The following is a 16,672-nucleotide window of genomic DNA, read 5'->3' as shown; positions in this document are numbered from 1 at the left end:
CAAGCACCAGCAGGATAAATCCCAGCTACATCCCCCAGGCTCCGATCGTCTCCAGCATCATAAGCTTACCCTTCCCTGAGCGGAGGTTGTAATACGGTTCAGCAAATCTGTTTTGGCTTCCAAGGCCACGGCCAGGGCCTGCTCAAGCGATTCATCGAGACAGGTAAAGTGGCCCATCTTGCGGCCTGGATGGGGCTCACTCTTGCCGTACAGATGAAGTTTTACTTGTTGGTGCTGTAATAATTTTTCCCAGTGCGGCTCGCCGTCCGCCCACAGATCGCCCAGCAAATTTACCATCACCGCAGGAGACAATAGGCGCGTGCCGCCGAGCGGCAGGCCGCACAGCGCGCGCACCTGCTGTTCAAATTGGCTAGTGACGCAGGCATCGAGCGTGTAATGCCCGCTGTTGTGCGGACGCGGCGCGATTTCGTTGATAATGAGTTTATCGCCGGGCAGCACAAAAAACTCCGCGGCCAGCACACCGCAGTAATCAAGCCGCTGGGCGAGCTGCCCGGCCATATCCGTCGCTTGCGTTGCAAGCGCTGCGCTGATGCGCGCAGGCACGATGCTGACATCCAGAATGCCGTCTTGATGCTGATTCTCCGCAACGGGAAAGCACACCGTCTCGCCGTCCGCGCCACGCGCCACGACAACTGAAATCTCTTTTCCCAGCGAAACGCGCTGCTCCAGCACACAGGGTTCGTCGCCCAACATGTGAAAGGCAGTTACGGCGTACTCCAGATTCGAGACAGGCGCTTGCCCTTTGCCGTCGTAACCCAAACGGCTGCGCTTGAGTATGGCGGGCGCTGGAATGTTACTTAGCGCTTCATGCAGTTCTTGTTCAGTGCGAACCACCGCGAAGGAAGCCACTGGAAACCCCTGCTCTGCAAGATACGATTTCTCAGTAATGCGGTCCTGGGCGATGGCGACGACGGCGGCGGCGGGCCGCACCGTGGACAATGCAGCAAGCAGCTCCAGACTCCGAGCGGGTACGTTTTCAAATTCGGTGGTGATTGCGGCGCAGCGTTTACCTAGCTCTAATAACGCTGCATGGTCATCGTAGTTTGCACAGATTTGCGCGTCTGAGAATTGCGCGGCGGGGCTGTACGGGTCTGGATCGAGGACGGTAACACGATAGCCCAGGGTACGCGCGGCCACGGTAAACATGCGCCCAAGCTGTCCGCCGCCCAGAACGCCGAGCATTGCCCCCGGAGCAATCATGCGCGCGGCGGGAGTGTCATCGCGAGCACGGCCTGCTCTTGTTGTTTGCGGAAATCGCGCAACTGTGACGCCAGCGTAGTGTCATGCAGTGCCAGCAGGGCGACAGCAAACAGCGCCGCGTTCACCGCGCCCGCCTCGCCGATGGCGAAGGTCGCTACCGGCACACCCTTCGGCATTTGCACGATAGACAGAAACGAATCCACGCCTTGCAAATGTCTGGACGGCACCGGCACGCCCAGCACCGGTACGATGGTCTTGGCGGCCAGCATGCCGGGCAGGTGCGCCGCGCCGCCCGCCCCGGCAATGATGCAGGCGAGGCCGCGGCCTGCGGCCGACTCGGCGTACTCATACAGCACGTCCGGCGTGCGGTGCGCGGAGACCACCTTTTTTTCGTAAGCGATGCCGAACTCTTCCAGCCTGGCCGCGACGTGACGCATGGTTTCCCAGTCACTGTCACTGCCCATGACCACACCCACCAGCGGTTTATTCGTCTTCATGTCCTGAACGCAGCGTCTGGTTTATCGGCGGGATTCCGGGTTTGCGCACATTGTGCATACCGCGCCCCAAGGCAACCCCCCTCTGCCCAAGGGCTATTTTAGCCCAATCATGACTATTGCAGGCAGCGACATGCGCTGGCTTTTTCCGTTCAGCCACTGGCAGGCTGACGTTTGGCGCGGGTGATCAGCAACAACCACGCGTATCCGGGCACACCCGCCGCCAGCGAAGCGCTCAATATCCCCAGCTTGGCCATCAACATCTCCTCGGGGTGTCCTGCAAAGGCCAGTTCGGCAATAAACAGTGACATGGTAAACCCGATGCCCGCAAGCAGACTAGCACCGATAATGTGCCGAAATTCCGTATGCTCCGGCAGTTGCCCGATATTAAATCTGAGCGCAAGCCAACAACCGCCCGCAATACCGACAAACCTGCCCAACACCAGACCGGTTATCACGCCCACAGCCACCGGATGATGCAAGGCCGTCCAAACCGTGTCAAAGGCAATCGGCACACCCGCGTTGGCCAGGGCAAAGATCGGGATCACCAATAACGCCACGGGCAAATGATAGAGATGCTCCAGGCGTTGCAGCGGCGTATCGACCAACTCAATGTTGCGCTCCAGGGTGCGCAGCACCGAGCGTTGCGCCTCGTCGGCGCGGATATCCGTGTCAGGCCGGTGACTGGCGTCAAACCGCGCCATCAACGCGTGCATGTCGCGGCTGAAACGCAGGGTATCGTATTTATAACGCGCCGGCACCGTAAGCGCCCCCGGCACGCCGGCGACGGTGGCATGCACGCCTGATTTAAGCAGCATCAGCCAGAGCAGGACTGCGACGATGATATATACGGGACGGGGTGACGGATACCCGCGAGGTTGAACACCACAACACCGCCAGCAGGCCTGCCGCTGCGGCAAGATAGGTCAGTACGATCTGATCCGTATAGAACACCGCAATGATCAACACGGCACCCAGGTCATCCGCGATCGCCAGCGCCACCAGAAACATCACCAGCGAACGCGTAACACGGCTGCCGAGCAGCATCAAGGCGCCCACGGCAAAAGCGATGTCAGTCGCCATCGGGATACCCCAGCCGCGCGCCGCGTCACCTGCCGAATGCAGGCTGAAATACAGCAGTGCCGGCACGATCATCCCCAGCGCCCCCACGATGGGCAAGGCGGCCTTGCGGAAACTGGACAGCTCCCCGACCAGGATGGCGCGCTTGATCTCCAGCCCGACCACAAAAAAGAACAGCACCATGAGGCCCTCATTGACCCAATGATGCACATTTTTTTCCAGCACGAAACTGCCGACCGTGAAGGCAACCGGTGTATTGATGATTTGCTGGTACAGGCCCGCGAGGGGTGCATTGGCAATAAACAGGGCAATGACCAGACACAGCATCAGCAGCACACTGGCAGTGGTCTGGTTCTGGATGAATTCCTCAAACGGCGTGATTACCTTGCGGAGGGAGTGCTCCCACGGGGCCTGATGCAGGCTGGAACTGCCCGCATCCGCTGGCGGCACTGAGCGCCTATCGTGATCTTGTTTATTTTTCATTACGTATGCTGGCCTTCAACCAAAGCAGTGACTGGCGGCACCCGACTGTCCGGTAACCCAAGCGCCCCGTAGCCATCACGCTGACTGCCCGGTGTGCGGCGCACGTTAAGTATAACCCAGCACACCCCCGGGCGATCAGCCGTGAGCCGCCGCCGCGCGGCTCAATCGGTCGCGCACCGCAAGCCAGGCCTCATCGCCCGGCACCTGCTCCACCAGCAGCACCTGCAAGCCCGCTGCGTCGGCCTCATGCAGTACGGCGTAAAGTCTCTGCCCATAGGCTTCCGCATCGTGCGGCATCACAAACTGTTGCGCCTGCGCCTCCGGTAGCGAATTAATTCCCGGCTCGATGCATATGATACCCACACGCTGCCCGCTGGCAGCGCAGGTGCGCGCCGTTTCCGCCAGCATCTGTACCGGTACCACAAACAATGGCATGGAAGGCGCGTAATGCGCTTCCAGCATACCCGGCGCACGCGGCATTTCATGCGGCACAGCATCGACCCGGATGTTTTTCGCCAACGCCTGTTCCAGCATGGCACGCGAAATGGCGCCGGGGCGCAGGATCACGGGCTGGTCACCCACCAGGCTTACGATCGTGGATTCAAGGCCAACACGGCATGGCCCACCATCGAGTATCATGTCCACCTCCCCGCCCAGCTCTGCATGCACGTGTGCCGCCGTGGTTGGACTCACGTGCCCGAAGCGATTCGCCGACGGAGCGGCAATACCGCCGCCAAAGGCATGCAGCAGTTCAAGCGCCACCGGGTGGCTGGGCACACGCAGGCCCACCGTGTCCTGGCCGCCGGTGACGCAATCCGGCACCTGCGGTGCGCGCTTGAGAATGAGTGTGAGCGGGCCTGGCGAGAAACAGCTGGTAAGGGTATGGGCGTCTTGCGGAATGTCGCGCGCCCAGCGCCTTAATTGTGCCGCATCCGCAATGTGTATGATGAGCGGGTGATGCGCGGGGCGGCCCTTGATGGCGAACACGCGCTCGACTGCGGCGGGATTCGAGGCATCGGCACCGAGACCGTAAACGGTCTCAGTGGGAAAGGCGACCACACCGCCACTGCGCAATACCTGGACGGCGTCTGCGATGTCAGCCGCGCGCGTCATGCCCGGCGATAATCCTACTAATCCGCATTTTGTGTCAGTCGCAACAGCGCCTCCTGATATTTCTGCGCGGTACGCTCGACCACCTCCGGCGGCAACTCAGGCCCCGGAGGCTGCTTGTTCCAGCCAATGCCTTCTAGATAATCCCGCACGTACTGTTTGTCAAAACTGGGGGGGTTGTGGCCGGGCTCATAACTCGAGGTCGGCCAGAAACGCGAAGAATCCGGCGTCAACACCTCATCCATCAGCGTGAGTTCGCCCGCATCATCCACGCCGAACTCAAATTTTGTATCCGCGATGATGATGCCGCGTTCCGAGGCATATTTCATGGATTCAAAATACATCGTCACACTCATCACCTCGACCTCGCGCGCGCGCTCGGTGCCCAGCAGTGCTTCCATTTGCACCATGGTCATGGCGGCATCATGCTCCCCCGGCGGCGCCTTGGTGCTGGGTGTAAACAGCGGCTCGGGCATCCACCCCGCTTCCGCCATGCCGGGCGGCATGACGACGCCTCCGACGGTGCCGCTCGCCCGATACTCCTTCCAGGCCGAGCCCGCGAGAAAACCGCGCACTATGGCCTCCACCGGCAATGGTGTCAGCTTGCGCACCACCACGGCGCGGCCCTGCACCTGCTCGCGCTCTGCCTCGGTCTTGACCACATCTTCCGGCGCAATGCCGGTGAGATGGTTCGGCATCATGTACTCAAGCCGTTCGAACCAGAAATTGGAGAGCGTGTTCAGTACCTGGCCTTTGCCGGGTATGGGCGTGGGCAAAACAACGTCGAACGCCGACAGGCGGTCGGTCGTAATCATCAGCAGATGCTTGGCATCGACCTCGTAGAGATCGCGTACCTTGCCCTGATGCAGCAGCTTGAGACTGGGAATGTTGGTATGAAACAAGACTGGGATCATGCTTAAAGTGACCTGGACTGCCGCATCATACCATGCACTCAGGCGGGCAAGGTTCCCCCGAGATTTTCAAAACCGTCATTTTTTTGTTGTAGCACAGCAAGTCGCCGCCATCGATATCGAAATACCAGCCATGCAACTGCAGACCCCCGTACTCTACACGCTCACGTATCCAGGGAAAGGTTTGCAGGTTCTTGAGCGATACCCGCACAACAGCCTGCTCACAGGCACGCTGTCGTGTTGCCTCTGGCGCATGCGCATGCGCTGCATTGACTTGCCGGCAGGCACCCTCAGCCAGCGCCATCCAGGGACCGATAAAGTCACCTTGCTGCGTACTCGGGTCCTTCAACAACGTGTGTACGCCGCCACAGTGTGAATGACCCAACACGACAATGTGACTGACCTTGAGGCCACACACCGCGAACTCGAGTGCCGCACTGGTACCGTGATAACCACCTCCGGTCTCACATGGCGGCACCAGGTTGGCCACATTGCGCACCACGAACAAGTCGCCGGGGTCGGAGTCGGTGATAATGGCAGGATCGACGCGGGCGTCACAGCAGGCAATCACCATGACGTGCGGGGACTGCCCGTGGCGGGAAAGCTTCTCGAACAGCGCCGACTGACCTTCGAAATATTTACTGCGAAAGCGCGCAAAGCCTGCAATCAACTTGTTGATAGGCTCCATGGCCAGTGTCTCAGGCAGGCGCGCTGCTGACAGCCATCACCGGCAGCGGGCTGGCGCGCCACGGCTTCCTCATGCCTTTGGCATCTCGGTATCCGGCACGCCTTCGCTGAACACGCGGCTCGCCAGAATGTCTTCAGCCTCGATGGTCACCATGTCTTTCTTGGTCAGTTTTGAGCCCGGGTTGGCGAACAGGCGGTTCGCCTGGCGCAGGCGCGCGCGATCCAGCGCATTGCGGATACTGCGGGCATTGGCGAAGTGCTCCATCTTCATGCGCTTGCCGATGTAGTCGAAGAAAGCCTTTTCACCGTCCGGACTGAAACGGTACTGTTGCTCCTCCAGTATCAGCCTGGCGATGGCCAGCAGCTCCTCTGCGCTGTAATCCGGGAAATCAATATGATGGGCGATGCGCGAACGCATGCCGGGGTTGCTGTGGAAAAACTTGTCCATGCGGTCCTTGTAGCCGGCGAGAATCACCACCAGGTCGTCGCGGTTGTTCTCCATCACCTGCAGCAGGATTTCGATCGACTCCGCGCCGTAATCGCGCTCGTTCTCCGGCTTATAGAGGTAATAAGCCTCGTCGATAAACAGCACGCCGCCCATTGCCTTTTTCAGCACTTCCTTGGTTTTGGGTGCGGTGTGACCGATGTATTGCCCGACCAGATCGTCGCGCGTGACGGATACGAGGTGCCCCTCGCGCACGTAGCCGAGCCGATGCAGTATCTCGGCCATGCGCAGCGCCACCGTGGTCTTGCCGGTGCCGGGGTTGCCGGTGAAGCTCATGTGCAGCGTCGGTGTCTGCGCCAAAAGCCCCAGCTTCTTGCGCACACGATCCACCAGCAGCAGCGCTGCGGTCTCACGGATACGGGTCTTGACGGGTTTCAAGCCGATCAGTTCACGGTCGAGCGTGTCCAGCACCTCCTGGATATTTGAGGCACGGAACTCAGCCTCCAGATCCACCGGGGTATTGTCCGGAACACTGTGCAGGGCGGAAGGTTCTGGCTTGCCATCTTGCTCGGCGGTGGGCTCGCTCATGACTTACTCCATGAAGTTAATGTGTCTACAGCCCAACTACAAAAAAACGGGGCGGCGTTGCGCCGCCCCACTGACAGAACTACCTGCTAGTAACGCTCGCTCTCAGCCTTGTCGGTGGCGTAGGAGTGGATGGTATAACGAATGTGGCGTCCTTCCACTTCTTGCCGCACCAGACCGAAGCCCGGCTCTTTCTTGGGGCGGTTCACAATATACGACATGGTCGGGCTTTCCACGCCGCGCGTGGAATCAAACGCCGTCACGCGGATGTAATGATTCGGGAACGTCTTACGGCAATTGTTGATCTCCAGCAAAATCCCGGCGGGATCTTTCAGGTCGAACATCGGGTTACCGAACATTTCCCAATAGGTATTGCGCGGATGCGGGTCGTCGGTGTATTCGACGCCTACCGCCCAGTTATTCTTCAGTGCATATTTGAGCTGCGCGGTGATCTGCGCATCGGTCAGGTCGGGCAAGAAGGAAAACTGCCCTTGCGTGACGCGATTTCCAATGTTGGTCATCATAATCGCTTCTCCTTGATCTGTTAGTGGCTACCGGTGGCCGTGGGCACGAAGTCAGGCGTGTCGGTGGATTCATAGTTGAACGTGATGTCCTTCCAGGTATCCAGCGCGGCCTTGAGCGGGCCACACCACTTGGCGGCATCCGTCAGAATCTGCGGACCTTCGTTCCAGATATCGCGGCCTTCGTTACGCGCCATGACCATGGCTTCGAGTGCAACACGGTTTGCCACTGCACCGGCCTGAATGCCCTGCGGATGACCGATGGTACCGCCGCCGAACTGCAGCACTACGTCGTCGCCCAGATAGGTCAACAACTGATGCATCTGGCCGGCATGGATACCGCCGGAAGCGACCGGCATCACCTTGTTGAGCGAGGCCCAGTCCTGCTCGAAGAACAGGCCTTTTTCCAGATTCATCGGGGTGTGCGTGTCGAGCAGCGTGTCGTAGTAGCCGCGGATCATCAGCGGATCGCCTTCCAGCTTGCCCACCACGGTACCGGCATGAATATGATCCACGCCCGCCATACGCATCCACTTGCAAATCACGCGGAAGCTCATGCCGTGATTCTTCTGGCGCGAGTAGGTCGAGTTACCGGCGCGGTGCAAGTGCAGGATCATGTCGTTCTTGCGTGCCCACTTGGCCATTGACTGAATGGCGGTGTAGCCGATGACGAGGTCGATCATGATAATGACGGAGCCGAGTGACTTGGCGAACTCTGCACGCTCGTACATCTCTTCCATGGTGCCAGCGGTGACGTTGAGATAGTGACCCTTCACCTCGCCGGTTGCAGCGGAGGCCTTGTTCACGGCATCCATGCAATACAGGAAGCGATCACGCCAGTGCATGAACGGCTGCGAGTTGATGTTCTCGTCGTCCTTCATGAAATCCAGACCGCCCTTCAATCCTTCATACACCACGCGGCCATAGTTACGGCCAGACAGGCCGAGCTTGGGCTTGGTGGTGGCACCGAGCAGCGGACGACCAAACTTGTCCAGACGCTCGCGCTCCACCACAACACCGGTGGCCGGGCCCTGGAAGGTCTTGAGGTAAGCGACCGGAATGCGCATGTCTTCAAGACGCAGCGCCTTCACGGCCTTGAATCCGAATACGTTGCCGATGATGGAAGCGGTCAGATTGGCAATGGAGCCGCCCTCGAACAGATCCAGATCATAGGCGATGTAGGCAAAATACTGGGCTTCGTTCTTGGTGCCTGGGCCGGTGTTCGGCACCAGATCAACGCGGTAGGCCTTGGCGCGGTACAGTTCGCAGGCGGTCAACCGATCCGTCCATACCACCGTCCAGGTGGCGGTGGAGGATTCGCCCGCAACCGCAGCGGCGGCTTCCTCAGGATCCACGCCCGCTTGAGGCGTGAGACGGAACATCGCCAGCACGTCGGTCTCCTTGATCGCGTAATCAGGCTCCCAATAGCCCATGTTTTTGTAAGGTAAGACGCCTGCCTTGTAGCGATCCTTACCTTCCTTCATTGTCCCACCAGCTTCAGCTTTTGCCATAATGGCCTCCATTGATCAGTAAAAATTTCCCGAACCAGTTACGCGCGGGGCACCTTGAATCACTGGAACACACTATAAGCCCGCCTTACCATAAACAATATTCAGTATTTTTGATTTTTACTATAAGATACAACTTATGAACACCACCTTGCGGCAATTACGTATCTTCGATGCCGTGGCCCGTCACTTGAGCTATACCCGGGCCGCCAAGGAGATGTGCCTGACCCAGCCCGCCGTATCCATGCAAATCAAACAGTTAGAGGAAAATCTCGGCATCACCTTGCTGGAGCAGGCCGGCAAACGCATCTTCCTGACCGAGGCCGGCAAGGAGTTTCATCATTATAGTCTGGGCATCACACAACATCTGGCCGATGCCGAATCGGCCCTGGAAGAACTCAAAGGCGTCAAACGCGGCAAGCTGACTATCTCCGTAGTGAGCACCGCCAAATATTTCGCACCCTACCTGCTCGCGGTTTTCAGCAAGCGCTATGCGGGCGTCAAGGTCAACCTGGAGGTGACCAACCGCGAAGCCCTGCTCGCGCATCTTGCTGCCAACGACCGGGATATGGTCATCATGGGTGTGCCACCACGCCAGCAGGACTTTGTCGCCGTGCCCTTTATGGAAAATCCGCTGGTGGTGATTGCACCTTATGATCACCCGCTGACACGGGAGCGTGGCATCCCGCTGCAGCGTCTGCAAGAAGAAACCTTTCTGATCCGGGAGCAGGGGTCTGGCACCCGGATTGCGATGGAACGGTTTTTTGCCGAGCAGAATATTCACGTGGTTACCGGCATGGAAATGAACAGCAACGAGGCCATTAAACAAGCCGTGCTGGCAGGCCTGGGGCTGGGCATCGTGTCGGTGCATACCGTGGCACTGGAGCTGGAGGTGAAACGGCTGGCGATTCTGGACGTTGCGTCGCTGCCCATCATCCGCCATTGGTATCTGGTGCACCGCAAGGACAAGCGCCTGTCTCCCATCGCGCGCGCCTTCAAGGATTTTGTTCTGCACGAGGCCAAAAACCTGATTGAGTCGCTGTCCAAGCACGGCCGCTAGCAACACCCGCTTCACCGTCCTGCACACTGTCTCCCATCTCCGCGCATGAACATGCGCAACGCCTGGCATGCTCTACAACGCCTGTCTCTATACCCCGCAATAAAGTCCGGCGCAAACCACTATGTGAGCGCCTGGCCCACAGGCGCGACCTGCCGCTTAATCATAGATTTAAGTCTATCAAGACGATATTAACAATTGATTAGACCAGTCTTTGGCTTACTCCTATAGTGCATCCACAAAGCAGTGCGATTTGCGTACTGCAAGCATGCACGGTTTACACATTGAGGAGCTGATCATGGCAGAAAAAACTTACACCGCCGGCGTTAAAGACTACCGCAAGTCCTACTGGACACCGGATTACGTGCCGCTCGATACCGACTTACTGGCCTGCTTCAAGATCGTAGCACAGGCCGGTGTGCCGCACGAAGAGGCCGCTGCGGCTGTCGCCGCCGAGTCATCCACCGGCACCTGGACCACGGTGTGGACCGACCTGCTTACCGACATGGATTACTACAAGGGCCGCGCCTACCGCATCGAGCCGGTGCCCGGCGACAACACCGCGTTCTACGCCTTTATTGCCTACCCGATCGACCTGTTCGAGGAGGGCTCGGTGGTAAACGTGCTGACCTCACTGGTCGGCAACGTGTTCGGCTTCAAGGCGATCCGCAGCCTGCGTCTGGAAGACATCCGCTTCCCGATCGCCTACGTTAAAACCTGCGGCGGCCCGCCCAACGGTATCCAGATGGAGCGTGATCGCCTCAACAAGTATGGCCGCGCGCTTTTGGGTTGCACCATCAAGCCCAAGCTCGGCCTGTCGGCCAAAAACTACGGCCGCGCCGTGTACGAGTGTTTGCGCGGCGGGCTCGACTTCACCAAGGACGACGAGAACATCAACAGCCAGCCGTTCATGCGCTGGAATCATCGCTTCGAGTTCGTCATGGAGGCGGTGCACAAGGCCGAGGCAGAGACCGGCGAGCGCAAGGGCCATTATCTGAACGTCACCGCGCCGACCGTGGAAGAGATGTACAAGCGCGCCGAGTTCGCCAAGTCCCTGGGCGCGCCCATCATCATGCATGACTATTTGACCGGCGGTTTCACCGCCAACACCAGTCTGGCCAACTGGTGCCGGGATAACGGTATCTTGCTCCACATCCACCGCGCCATGCACGCCGTGCTTGACCGCAACCCGTACCACGGCATTCATTTCCGGGTGCTGACCAAGTGCCTGCGCTTGTCGGGCGGCGACCACCTGCACTCCGGCACCGTGGTCGGCAAGCTCGAGGGTGACCGCGAAGCGACGCTGGGCTGGATCGACATCATGCGCGAGTCGTTCATCCCCGAGAATCGCAGCCGCGGCATCTTCTTCGATCAGGATTGGGGCGCCATGCCGGGCGTGATGCCGGTGGCCTCGGGCGGCATTCACGTCTGGCACATGCCGGCACTGGTGGCCATCTTCGGCGACGACGCCTGCTTGCAATTCGGTGGCGGCACCTTGGGCCACCCGTGGGGTAACGCCGCCGGCGCGACCGCCAACCGTGTGGCGCTTGAGGCCTGCGTCGATGCGCGTAACCAGGGTCGCCAGGTCGAGCGCGAGGGCAAGGAGATTCTCACCGAGGCCGCGCAGTCCAGCCCCGAACTCAAGATTGCCATGGAGACATGGAAAGAGATCAAGTTCGAGTTCGATACCGTGGACAAACTCGACACGCAGAAGCGCGCGTAATCCGATCCGCTACCTACCCCGCCAGATATTTTAAGTACAGGAGAGCCGTCATGCCAGAAGTTCAACCATACAAGGCAACCGAGCGCAAGGGTGAGACCTTTTCCTATCTGCCCCCGCTCTCGCCCGAAAAAGTCCGCCAGCAGATTGCCTATATGATAGGTCAAGGCTGGAGTCCGTCAGTCGAGCACACCGAGCCCGAGAAGGCATTCTCTCGCTATTGGTACATGTGGAAGCTGCCGTTTTTCGGCGAGACTTCGATTGAGAAGATTTTGGCCGAAATTGATGCCTGCCATCGCACCAATCCGGGGCACCACGTACGCCTGGTAGCGTATGACAACTATGCACAAAGCCTGGGCACGGCGTTTATCGTGCACCGCGCCGGACGCTAAAAAGCAAAACGACCTGTGGCCGCAATCATCACAGGCCGGGAACCAAACCAGTATCGAGGGTGATGTCATGAGCCAAGCGAATATCACAATGAAAGCCACCGGTGGGCGAGAGGCCTCCCGGGAACGCCGTACACAGTTGGGACAGGGTAAGGCGGGGCTGCCGCCTGCTATCGACCGTACCCGTATGGGCGAACGCGAGGCCACCATTGCGGGCATGGCAAGTGTTGCACAGTCAGTCACGCCAGCGGCTGTCCAGAGCGCACCTGCGCCCGTAACAACGGACAGTAACGTGCTCACCGGCCGTGACGCCTCACGCACCCGGCGTGCAGGGTCGGTGCAGGGCAAGCAGGGCATCGTGCAGGCCACCGCTTCGGTACAAACAGCTGCGACCGCCGCCGCTGCCACCCCACGGGTGGCCGTCATGAGCGGCAACGGTCGCCAGGCCGCACAGGCCTTGCGTGGCTCACGTGCCAGAAACGGCCGTGGCAATACAGAGTCCACTCGGCCCTGCGGTCGTGTGCGCCACTCGGCACCGCTCGTCTATCCAGCCAAGGTATCCAATACCGAAACCTACGCGGGCAAAAAAGTGACCGGCATACGTATTGGCCGCAGTGCGAACATGACCGGCGATGAGCCCGGCGCGGATGTACAGGTCACCGGCTCGCAGTACATTGGCAAGGAAACCGGCTTCAACCCGCGCGAAGGCGGGCTCAAGGTCGGCGCGGCGCGCACTGCAAACGGCCAGGTGGTCACTGGCAGCCAGGTGCGCAGCAAGATCATGATCACCGGCGACGAATCCAACAGCGCCATTCGCATTACAGGCGAGGCCGACCAGGAGATTAACGACGACCTGCTCAACCGCCGGGAACAGGGTGCTTACACCAGCATGCAGTTCCAGCGCCAGAACAACCCGCACGGACACACCGTGTTCGGCACCAACCTCGGCCGCTCGATCAAGTCGATCGGCTCGCGTGACCGGGATCGCGAGTACGTAACCGAACAAACCGATGGCGGGCTGCCTGTTTCAGGCACCGCTGTGGGCCGCAGCCTGCGCATCACCGGCGACGAGCCCGGCGCATGCCGGCCGATTACCGGCACCCAGTATCTGATGCCGGGCAACAAGCAGCCTCTCTGCGCCACGCCAGCGGCGGCATCTGGAACGCGCGCAGGCAGCGGCGCGATGGGCATGTCCTGCAACAGTCAAGGCACACGTCCCGACCCGGTGACGGGCGAGAAAGTCGTCGAGTCCGAGACCTGGACCCGCCAGCGCATTACCGGTGTAGACGTGGCGCACAATCCCAACGTCAGTGGCGACGAGTACGGCGTATGCGCCTCCGTTACCGGCACGCCTTACGCCGGCCCCAACCAATATGAGACGGCCTGCGCAACAGACGCAGCCACCAGCGTGGCGCAGCGCGTCATGCCCGGACAACCTGCAACAGCCCGCGTGACGGGTGATGCCCCGTTCAATGCAGAGCATGTCACGGGTACCCAGCGTGGCGGTGACCGCAGCATCACCGGAACACCTTATTTCCGTACAGAAGCACCCGAGGTGGAAATGACAGCGGACGCTATCAGCAACATCAACCACCGCTTCAGCGTGCGCTCGCCGCAGCGCGAGGGTCATCTGCACGCCGACGCCAGTGCCGTGCAGGCGCCGAGTGCCGAGATGCGGATAACAGGCGCATTCGCCGTAGGCGATGGCAAGATCACCGGCAACCAGGAATTTCACTTCAGCCCACGTGGCCGCGCGGAGCGCGATGAACGCAAGTCACGCATCACCGGTGAAGGCCGCGTGGAAGGCCCCGCCATCACCGGCAGCGCCTGGACCAAACAGAACAATGTGACCGGCACCGAGGGCCATATCGCTGTGGAACGTAACCCCAGCGAGCGCAACGGTAAATCACATGCCTTCGCCAATGCCAGCAAGTTCAAGGGCAAGGGCAACCATGAAGCCCCCACCCAGCATGTGACCGGCATGGTCGGCTGGTCGGCCTTATCGGCCGCGCGCGTCACCTTATCAGGTGGGGCCCAGGGTTAACAGATTGATGGTTATTTGCGATGGAGTTGACGAGTCATAACGCATGATCACGCAGGCACACAGCAGAAGGCAGCACCCAGGCGTCGGGATGTACAATCCCGGCGGCTACGGTGGCGCGCCTGCGGCGGTCACCGATCCATACGTTACGCTGTTTGGCGCTGCGCCGTCCGACCTCAGCAGCACCACGCCTGCGGGCGCGCATCCGCTGTATGATGCCGTGCACAATCAGCAGTTGCTGGAGCGCGAGGCTGTGATCACCACCGCGTTCGGGGCTATTGAGCCTGCGCTGAAGGAAGTCGCAGCCTTGCAGCACCAGGATGGCTACGCCGATCGCATTCAGGACCTGATGCGTACTCGCCTGGGCTTCGAACTGCCCGGATCATGTCTCAGCGCAAACTGGGTCAAACCGCTCAACATGCGCGGTCTTTACGCCTACAGTGCGTTCCAAACCTTCCGTCAACTCGCCAAGCGTGACTTCGACCGCAGCGGCAGCAACCTCACGGAAGGCGAGCCTGCGGAAGCAGTGATTCACAAATGGGGCTTTCATGCCATTGATATTACACCCTGCGCCGATGGTCGCCTGAGCGGCGTGGTGGATTACATCCTGCGTGTACCACCCGCCGTGGTGACCAGCAGAAAATCGTTTGCCGGCAGCATGTTCGATATCGAGGAAAGCGTGCGCAACTGGACCGAGGTGGAATTACGCCGCCATCGCGAAGGTGCGCCCAACAAGGCCGATGAGCCGACACGCTACCTCAAGCTCGGTGTGTACCACACCAGCAGCTCGGATCCCGCTCATGAAGGCTGCGCCGCGCACGGCAGTGATGAGCGCAAGGCGGCGGGCGCACTGCTGGAGCGTCTGAACAGCTTTGCCGATGCCATTGAGAACAGCCACTGCTGTGGCGCCTCGGTGGCCACGCTGCTGGTGGGCGTGGACACCGATACCGACGCGATCAAGGTACATGTGCCCGACGCGCAAGGCGTGATCAGCTTGGACCGCTTTGTCGATAACCGCGCGCTGTTTGATGCAACGGACACACTGGCACGAGAAGCAGCGAAAGAAGCCATCCGCCTGGCAGTAGCCGAGGCCGCAGGCGTATCGTCGGATGACAGCGCCACCGAAGGCATGCGCTGGTTCTGCGCCTACCTGCTCAAGAACAACATGGCGCAGATCGAGTATGTGCGCGCCTGGCACAACGGGCGCTACACCGATCTCGGCCATACCGAGCGCTTCATCACCGTAGGCGACAGCTTCGATGACGTACAGATGCGCAATTTCGCCTATCAGGCGCAGATGGAAACAATAGAGGAAGGCGCCGCCGACATGGATGTGGGCATCAAGATTTTCCGCAAGGTAAATATGGCGCATGACCTGCCGATCCCGGCATTCGTTCACTTCCGCTATGACGGGCGTGTACCGGGTTCACGCGAGCGCGCCATCGCACGCTGTGAACGCCTTGAGCACGCGATTCATGCGCGCTATCCGGATCTGCTGCGTGACGGCTGGCTATACACCTATACCACGGTCAAGGATCGCACACCGGGCAGCCCGCTTGAGGATGTGGCAGCGCACCGAGTGACGGGCAGCGAGCGCTGTGCCTGTGGATGCAACAAAATGGAGTCAAGGCAATGAAGATTTGTCAGGTTGAGAAAACCCTGGTGGCCACCGCCCGTATCGGCGGCCTTGGAAACCGCCGCCTGCTGGTGGTGAAAGAGCGCGGCAGCAGTGGCAAACAGGTTGCGGTTGACCCGGTGGGCTGCAAGCCCGGTGACTGGGTGATTGTGGTCGGCAGCTCTGCGGCGCGTGATGCCGCTGGCAGCAAGGACTATCCGAGCGATTTCACCATCGTGGGTATCATCGACTACTGGGAAGACGACAGCAAAGACGGAAAGCAGTAAATGGAAATCATGCGTGTTGTGCGCGACTTGGTCACGACCAAGCGTAACTTCTGGCTAGCTGCCAAGGCGTTGCGGGTAGTCGAGGATTATCAGGGCAACCTGTCGGTAGCACTCGACCCGATAGGCTGCAAGCCCGGTGATTTTGTGGTGACGATAGGCATCTCAGCGGCACGTATCGCGGCGGGCAACCCCAAGATCACGACCGACATGACGATAGGCGGGATTATCGATAGCTGGAGTGAAGCGGAATGGCGCACATAGGCCACAGGCAAAAGGCGCCGAACAGTAAGGGCAGCAAGAGTTTGTAGTGTGCGGGACTGATTTTAATTTGAGACTAACAGGAGACTGACATGGCAAGTGAAAAAATGGGTATCGCATTGGGCATGATCGAGACGCGTGGACTGGTGCCGGCGATTGAAGCGGCGGACGCCATGACCAAGGCCTCGGAAGTGCGTTTGATTGGCCGCCAGTTTGTCGGCGGCGGTTACGTCACCGTGCTGGTGCGTGGTGAGACCGGT

Annotated in this window: 16 protein-coding genes and 1 pseudogene; 8 read left to right on the top strand and 9 right to left on the bottom strand. The window is 60.0% G+C overall.

The genetic code is table 11. The features are described 5' to 3' along the window. Nucleotides 1-57: 57 nt before the first annotated feature. The 9 genes and pseudogenes from Q8L89_07395 to Q8L89_07355 form a co-directional block, all read right to left on the bottom strand. A complete protein-coding gene (locus Q8L89_07395) occupies nucleotides 58-1,221 on the bottom strand; it encodes a 5-(carboxyamino)imidazole ribonucleotide synthase (protein MDP1708869.1) in 1,164 nt (387 codons plus the stop codon). Continuing rightward, entirely contained in the window at nucleotides 1,218-1,718 is a 501-nt protein-coding gene (purE, locus tag Q8L89_07390) for a 5-(carboxyamino)imidazole ribonucleotide mutase (GenBank protein MDP1708868.1), read from the bottom strand. Before purE ends, Q8L89_07395 begins: the two co-directional genes overlap by 4 nt. A 149-nt stretch (nucleotides 1,719-1,867) precedes the next feature. Next, a pseudogene (gene nhaA / locus Q8L89_07385) lies at nucleotides 1,868-3,122 on the bottom strand (Na+/H+ antiporter NhaA). Nucleotides 3,123-3,413: 291 nt separating this feature from the next. After that, nucleotides 3,414-4,391, bottom strand: coding sequence for an L-threonylcarbamoyladenylate synthase (locus tag Q8L89_07380; GenBank protein ID MDP1708867.1), 978 nt, complete (start codon nucleotides 4,389-4,391; stop codon nucleotides 3,414-3,416). Between the two features lie 17 nt (nucleotides 4,392-4,408). Then, nucleotides 4,409-5,302: a phosphoribosylaminoimidazolesuccinocarboxamide synthase gene (locus tag Q8L89_07375; GenBank protein MDP1708866.1), complete on the bottom strand. Its 894-nt coding sequence runs from the start codon at nucleotides 5,300-5,302 to the stop codon at nucleotides 4,409-4,411. Nucleotides 5,303-5,327: 25 nt separating this feature from the next. Further along, nucleotides 5,328-5,987, bottom strand: a complete 660-nt coding sequence (locus Q8L89_07370) for a carbonic anhydrase (GenBank protein ID MDP1708865.1) — start codon at nucleotides 5,985-5,987, stop codon at nucleotides 5,328-5,330. Between the two features lie 69 nt (nucleotides 5,988-6,056). Then, nucleotides 6,057-7,019, bottom strand: coding sequence for a CbbX protein (gene cbbX / locus Q8L89_07365; GenBank protein MDP1708864.1), 963 nt, complete (start codon nucleotides 7,017-7,019; stop codon nucleotides 6,057-6,059). Nucleotides 7,020-7,105: 86 nt separating this feature from the next. After that, on the bottom strand, nucleotides 7,106-7,540 hold the full coding sequence (locus tag Q8L89_07360) for a ribulose bisphosphate carboxylase small subunit (protein MDP1708863.1): 435 nt from the start codon (nucleotides 7,538-7,540) through the stop codon (nucleotides 7,106-7,108). Nucleotides 7,541-7,560: 20 nt separating this feature from the next. Continuing rightward, on the bottom strand, nucleotides 7,561-9,048 hold the full coding sequence (locus Q8L89_07355; protein ID MDP1708862.1) for a ribulose-bisphosphate carboxylase large subunit: 1,488 nt from the start codon (nucleotides 9,046-9,048) through the stop codon (nucleotides 7,561-7,563). Between the two features lie 136 nt (nucleotides 9,049-9,184). On the opposite strand from Q8L89_07355, the gene Q8L89_07350 reads away from it, so the two are divergent. The 8 genes from Q8L89_07350 to Q8L89_07315 form a co-directional block, all read left to right on the top strand. Next, nucleotides 9,185-10,105, top strand: a complete 921-nt coding sequence (locus Q8L89_07350) for a LysR substrate-binding domain-containing protein (GenBank protein MDP1708861.1) — start codon at nucleotides 9,185-9,187, stop codon at nucleotides 10,103-10,105. A 295-nt stretch (nucleotides 10,106-10,400) separates the two neighbouring features. Next, the gene (locus Q8L89_07345; GenBank protein ID MDP1708860.1) at nucleotides 10,401-11,825 is read left to right on the top strand and encodes a form I ribulose bisphosphate carboxylase large subunit; all 1,425 of its coding nucleotides are present in this window, start codon (nucleotides 10,401-10,403) and stop codon (nucleotides 11,823-11,825) included. Nucleotides 11,826-11,875: 50 nt separating this feature from the next. Continuing rightward, complete coding sequence (locus Q8L89_07340) at nucleotides 11,876-12,214, top strand: ribulose bisphosphate carboxylase small subunit (protein ID MDP1708859.1); 339 nt, start codon at nucleotides 11,876-11,878, stop codon at nucleotides 12,212-12,214. Nucleotides 12,215-12,281: 67 nt separating this feature from the next. Next, the gene (locus Q8L89_07335) at nucleotides 12,282-14,255 is read left to right on the top strand and encodes a CsoS2 family carboxysome shell protein (protein MDP1708858.1); all 1,974 of its coding nucleotides are present in this window, start codon (nucleotides 12,282-12,284) and stop codon (nucleotides 14,253-14,255) included. Between the two features lie 88 nt (nucleotides 14,256-14,343). Next, nucleotides 14,344-15,888, top strand: a complete 1,545-nt coding sequence (locus tag Q8L89_07330; GenBank protein ID MDP1708857.1) for a carboxysome shell carbonic anhydrase — start codon at nucleotides 14,344-14,346, stop codon at nucleotides 15,886-15,888. Beyond that, nucleotides 15,885-16,154: a carboxysome peptide A gene (locus Q8L89_07325; protein MDP1708856.1), complete on the top strand. Its 270-nt coding sequence runs from the start codon at nucleotides 15,885-15,887 to the stop codon at nucleotides 16,152-16,154. Before Q8L89_07330 ends, Q8L89_07325 begins: the two co-directional genes overlap by 4 nt. Beyond that, nucleotides 16,155-16,415 (top strand): carboxysome peptide B, encoded by a 261-nt coding sequence (locus Q8L89_07320; GenBank protein MDP1708855.1) that lies wholly within the window; start codon nucleotides 16,155-16,157, stop codon nucleotides 16,413-16,415. Nucleotides 16,416-16,504: 89 nt separating this feature from the next. Then, on the top strand, nucleotides 16,505-16,672 hold a 168-nt coding region (locus Q8L89_07315; GenBank protein ID MDP1708854.1), incomplete at its 3' end, for a BMC domain-containing protein.

The sequence above is a fragment of the Gammaproteobacteria bacterium genome (genome assembly GCA_030680605.1).
Lineage (GTDB): Bacteria > Pseudomonadota > Gammaproteobacteria > SURF-13 > SURF-13 > JAQBXX01.
This window is presented reverse-complemented; position numbering and strand designations above follow the sequence as displayed.

Excerpts from the sequence above, each read along its gene's own strand:
- Q8L89_07335 (MDP1708858.1), top strand. The coding sequence starts at position 12,282 with ATGAGCCAAGCGAATATCACAATGAAAGCCACCGGTGGGCGAGAGGCC.
- Q8L89_07325 (MDP1708856.1), top strand. The coding sequence starts at position 15,885 with ATGAAGATTTGTCAGGTTGAGAAAACCCTGGTGGCCACCGCCCGTATC.
- Q8L89_07340 (MDP1708859.1), top strand. The coding sequence starts at position 11,876 with ATGCCAGAAGTTCAACCATACAAGGCAACCGAGCGCAAGGGTGAGACC.
- Q8L89_07375 (MDP1708866.1), bottom strand. The coding sequence starts at position 5,302 with ATGATCCCAGTCTTGTTTCATACCAACATTCCCAGTCTCAAGCTGCTG.
- Q8L89_07355 (MDP1708862.1), bottom strand. The coding sequence starts at position 9,048 with ATGGCAAAAGCTGAAGCTGGTGGGACAATGAAGGAAGGTAAGGATCGC.
- Q8L89_07330 (MDP1708857.1), top strand. The coding sequence starts at position 14,344 with ATGTACAATCCCGGCGGCTACGGTGGCGCGCCTGCGGCGGTCACCGAT.
- Q8L89_07320 (MDP1708855.1), top strand. The coding sequence starts at position 16,155 with ATGGAAATCATGCGTGTTGTGCGCGACTTGGTCACGACCAAGCGTAAC.
- Q8L89_07350 (MDP1708861.1), top strand. The coding sequence starts at position 9,185 with ATGAACACCACCTTGCGGCAATTACGTATCTTCGATGCCGTGGCCCGT.
- Q8L89_07360 (MDP1708863.1), bottom strand. The coding sequence starts at position 7,540 with ATGATGACCAACATTGGAAATCGCGTCACGCAAGGGCAGTTTTCCTTC.
- Q8L89_07395 (MDP1708869.1), bottom strand. The coding sequence starts at position 1,221 with ATGATTGCTCCGGGGGCAATGCTCGGCGTTCTGGGCGGCGGACAGCTT.
- Q8L89_07370 (MDP1708865.1), bottom strand. The coding sequence starts at position 5,987 with ATGGAGCCTATCAACAAGTTGATTGCAGGCTTTGCGCGCTTTCGCAGT.
- cbbX (MDP1708864.1), bottom strand. The coding sequence starts at position 7,019 with ATGAGCGAGCCCACCGCCGAGCAAGATGGCAAGCCAGAACCTTCCGCC.
- Q8L89_07380 (MDP1708867.1), bottom strand. The coding sequence starts at position 4,391 with ATGACGCGCGCGGCTGACATCGCAGACGCCGTCCAGGTATTGCGCAGT.
- purE (MDP1708868.1), bottom strand. The coding sequence starts at position 1,718 with ATGAAGACGAATAAACCGCTGGTGGGTGTGGTCATGGGCAGTGACAGT.
- Q8L89_07345 (MDP1708860.1), top strand. The coding sequence starts at position 10,401 with ATGGCAGAAAAAACTTACACCGCCGGCGTTAAAGACTACCGCAAGTCC.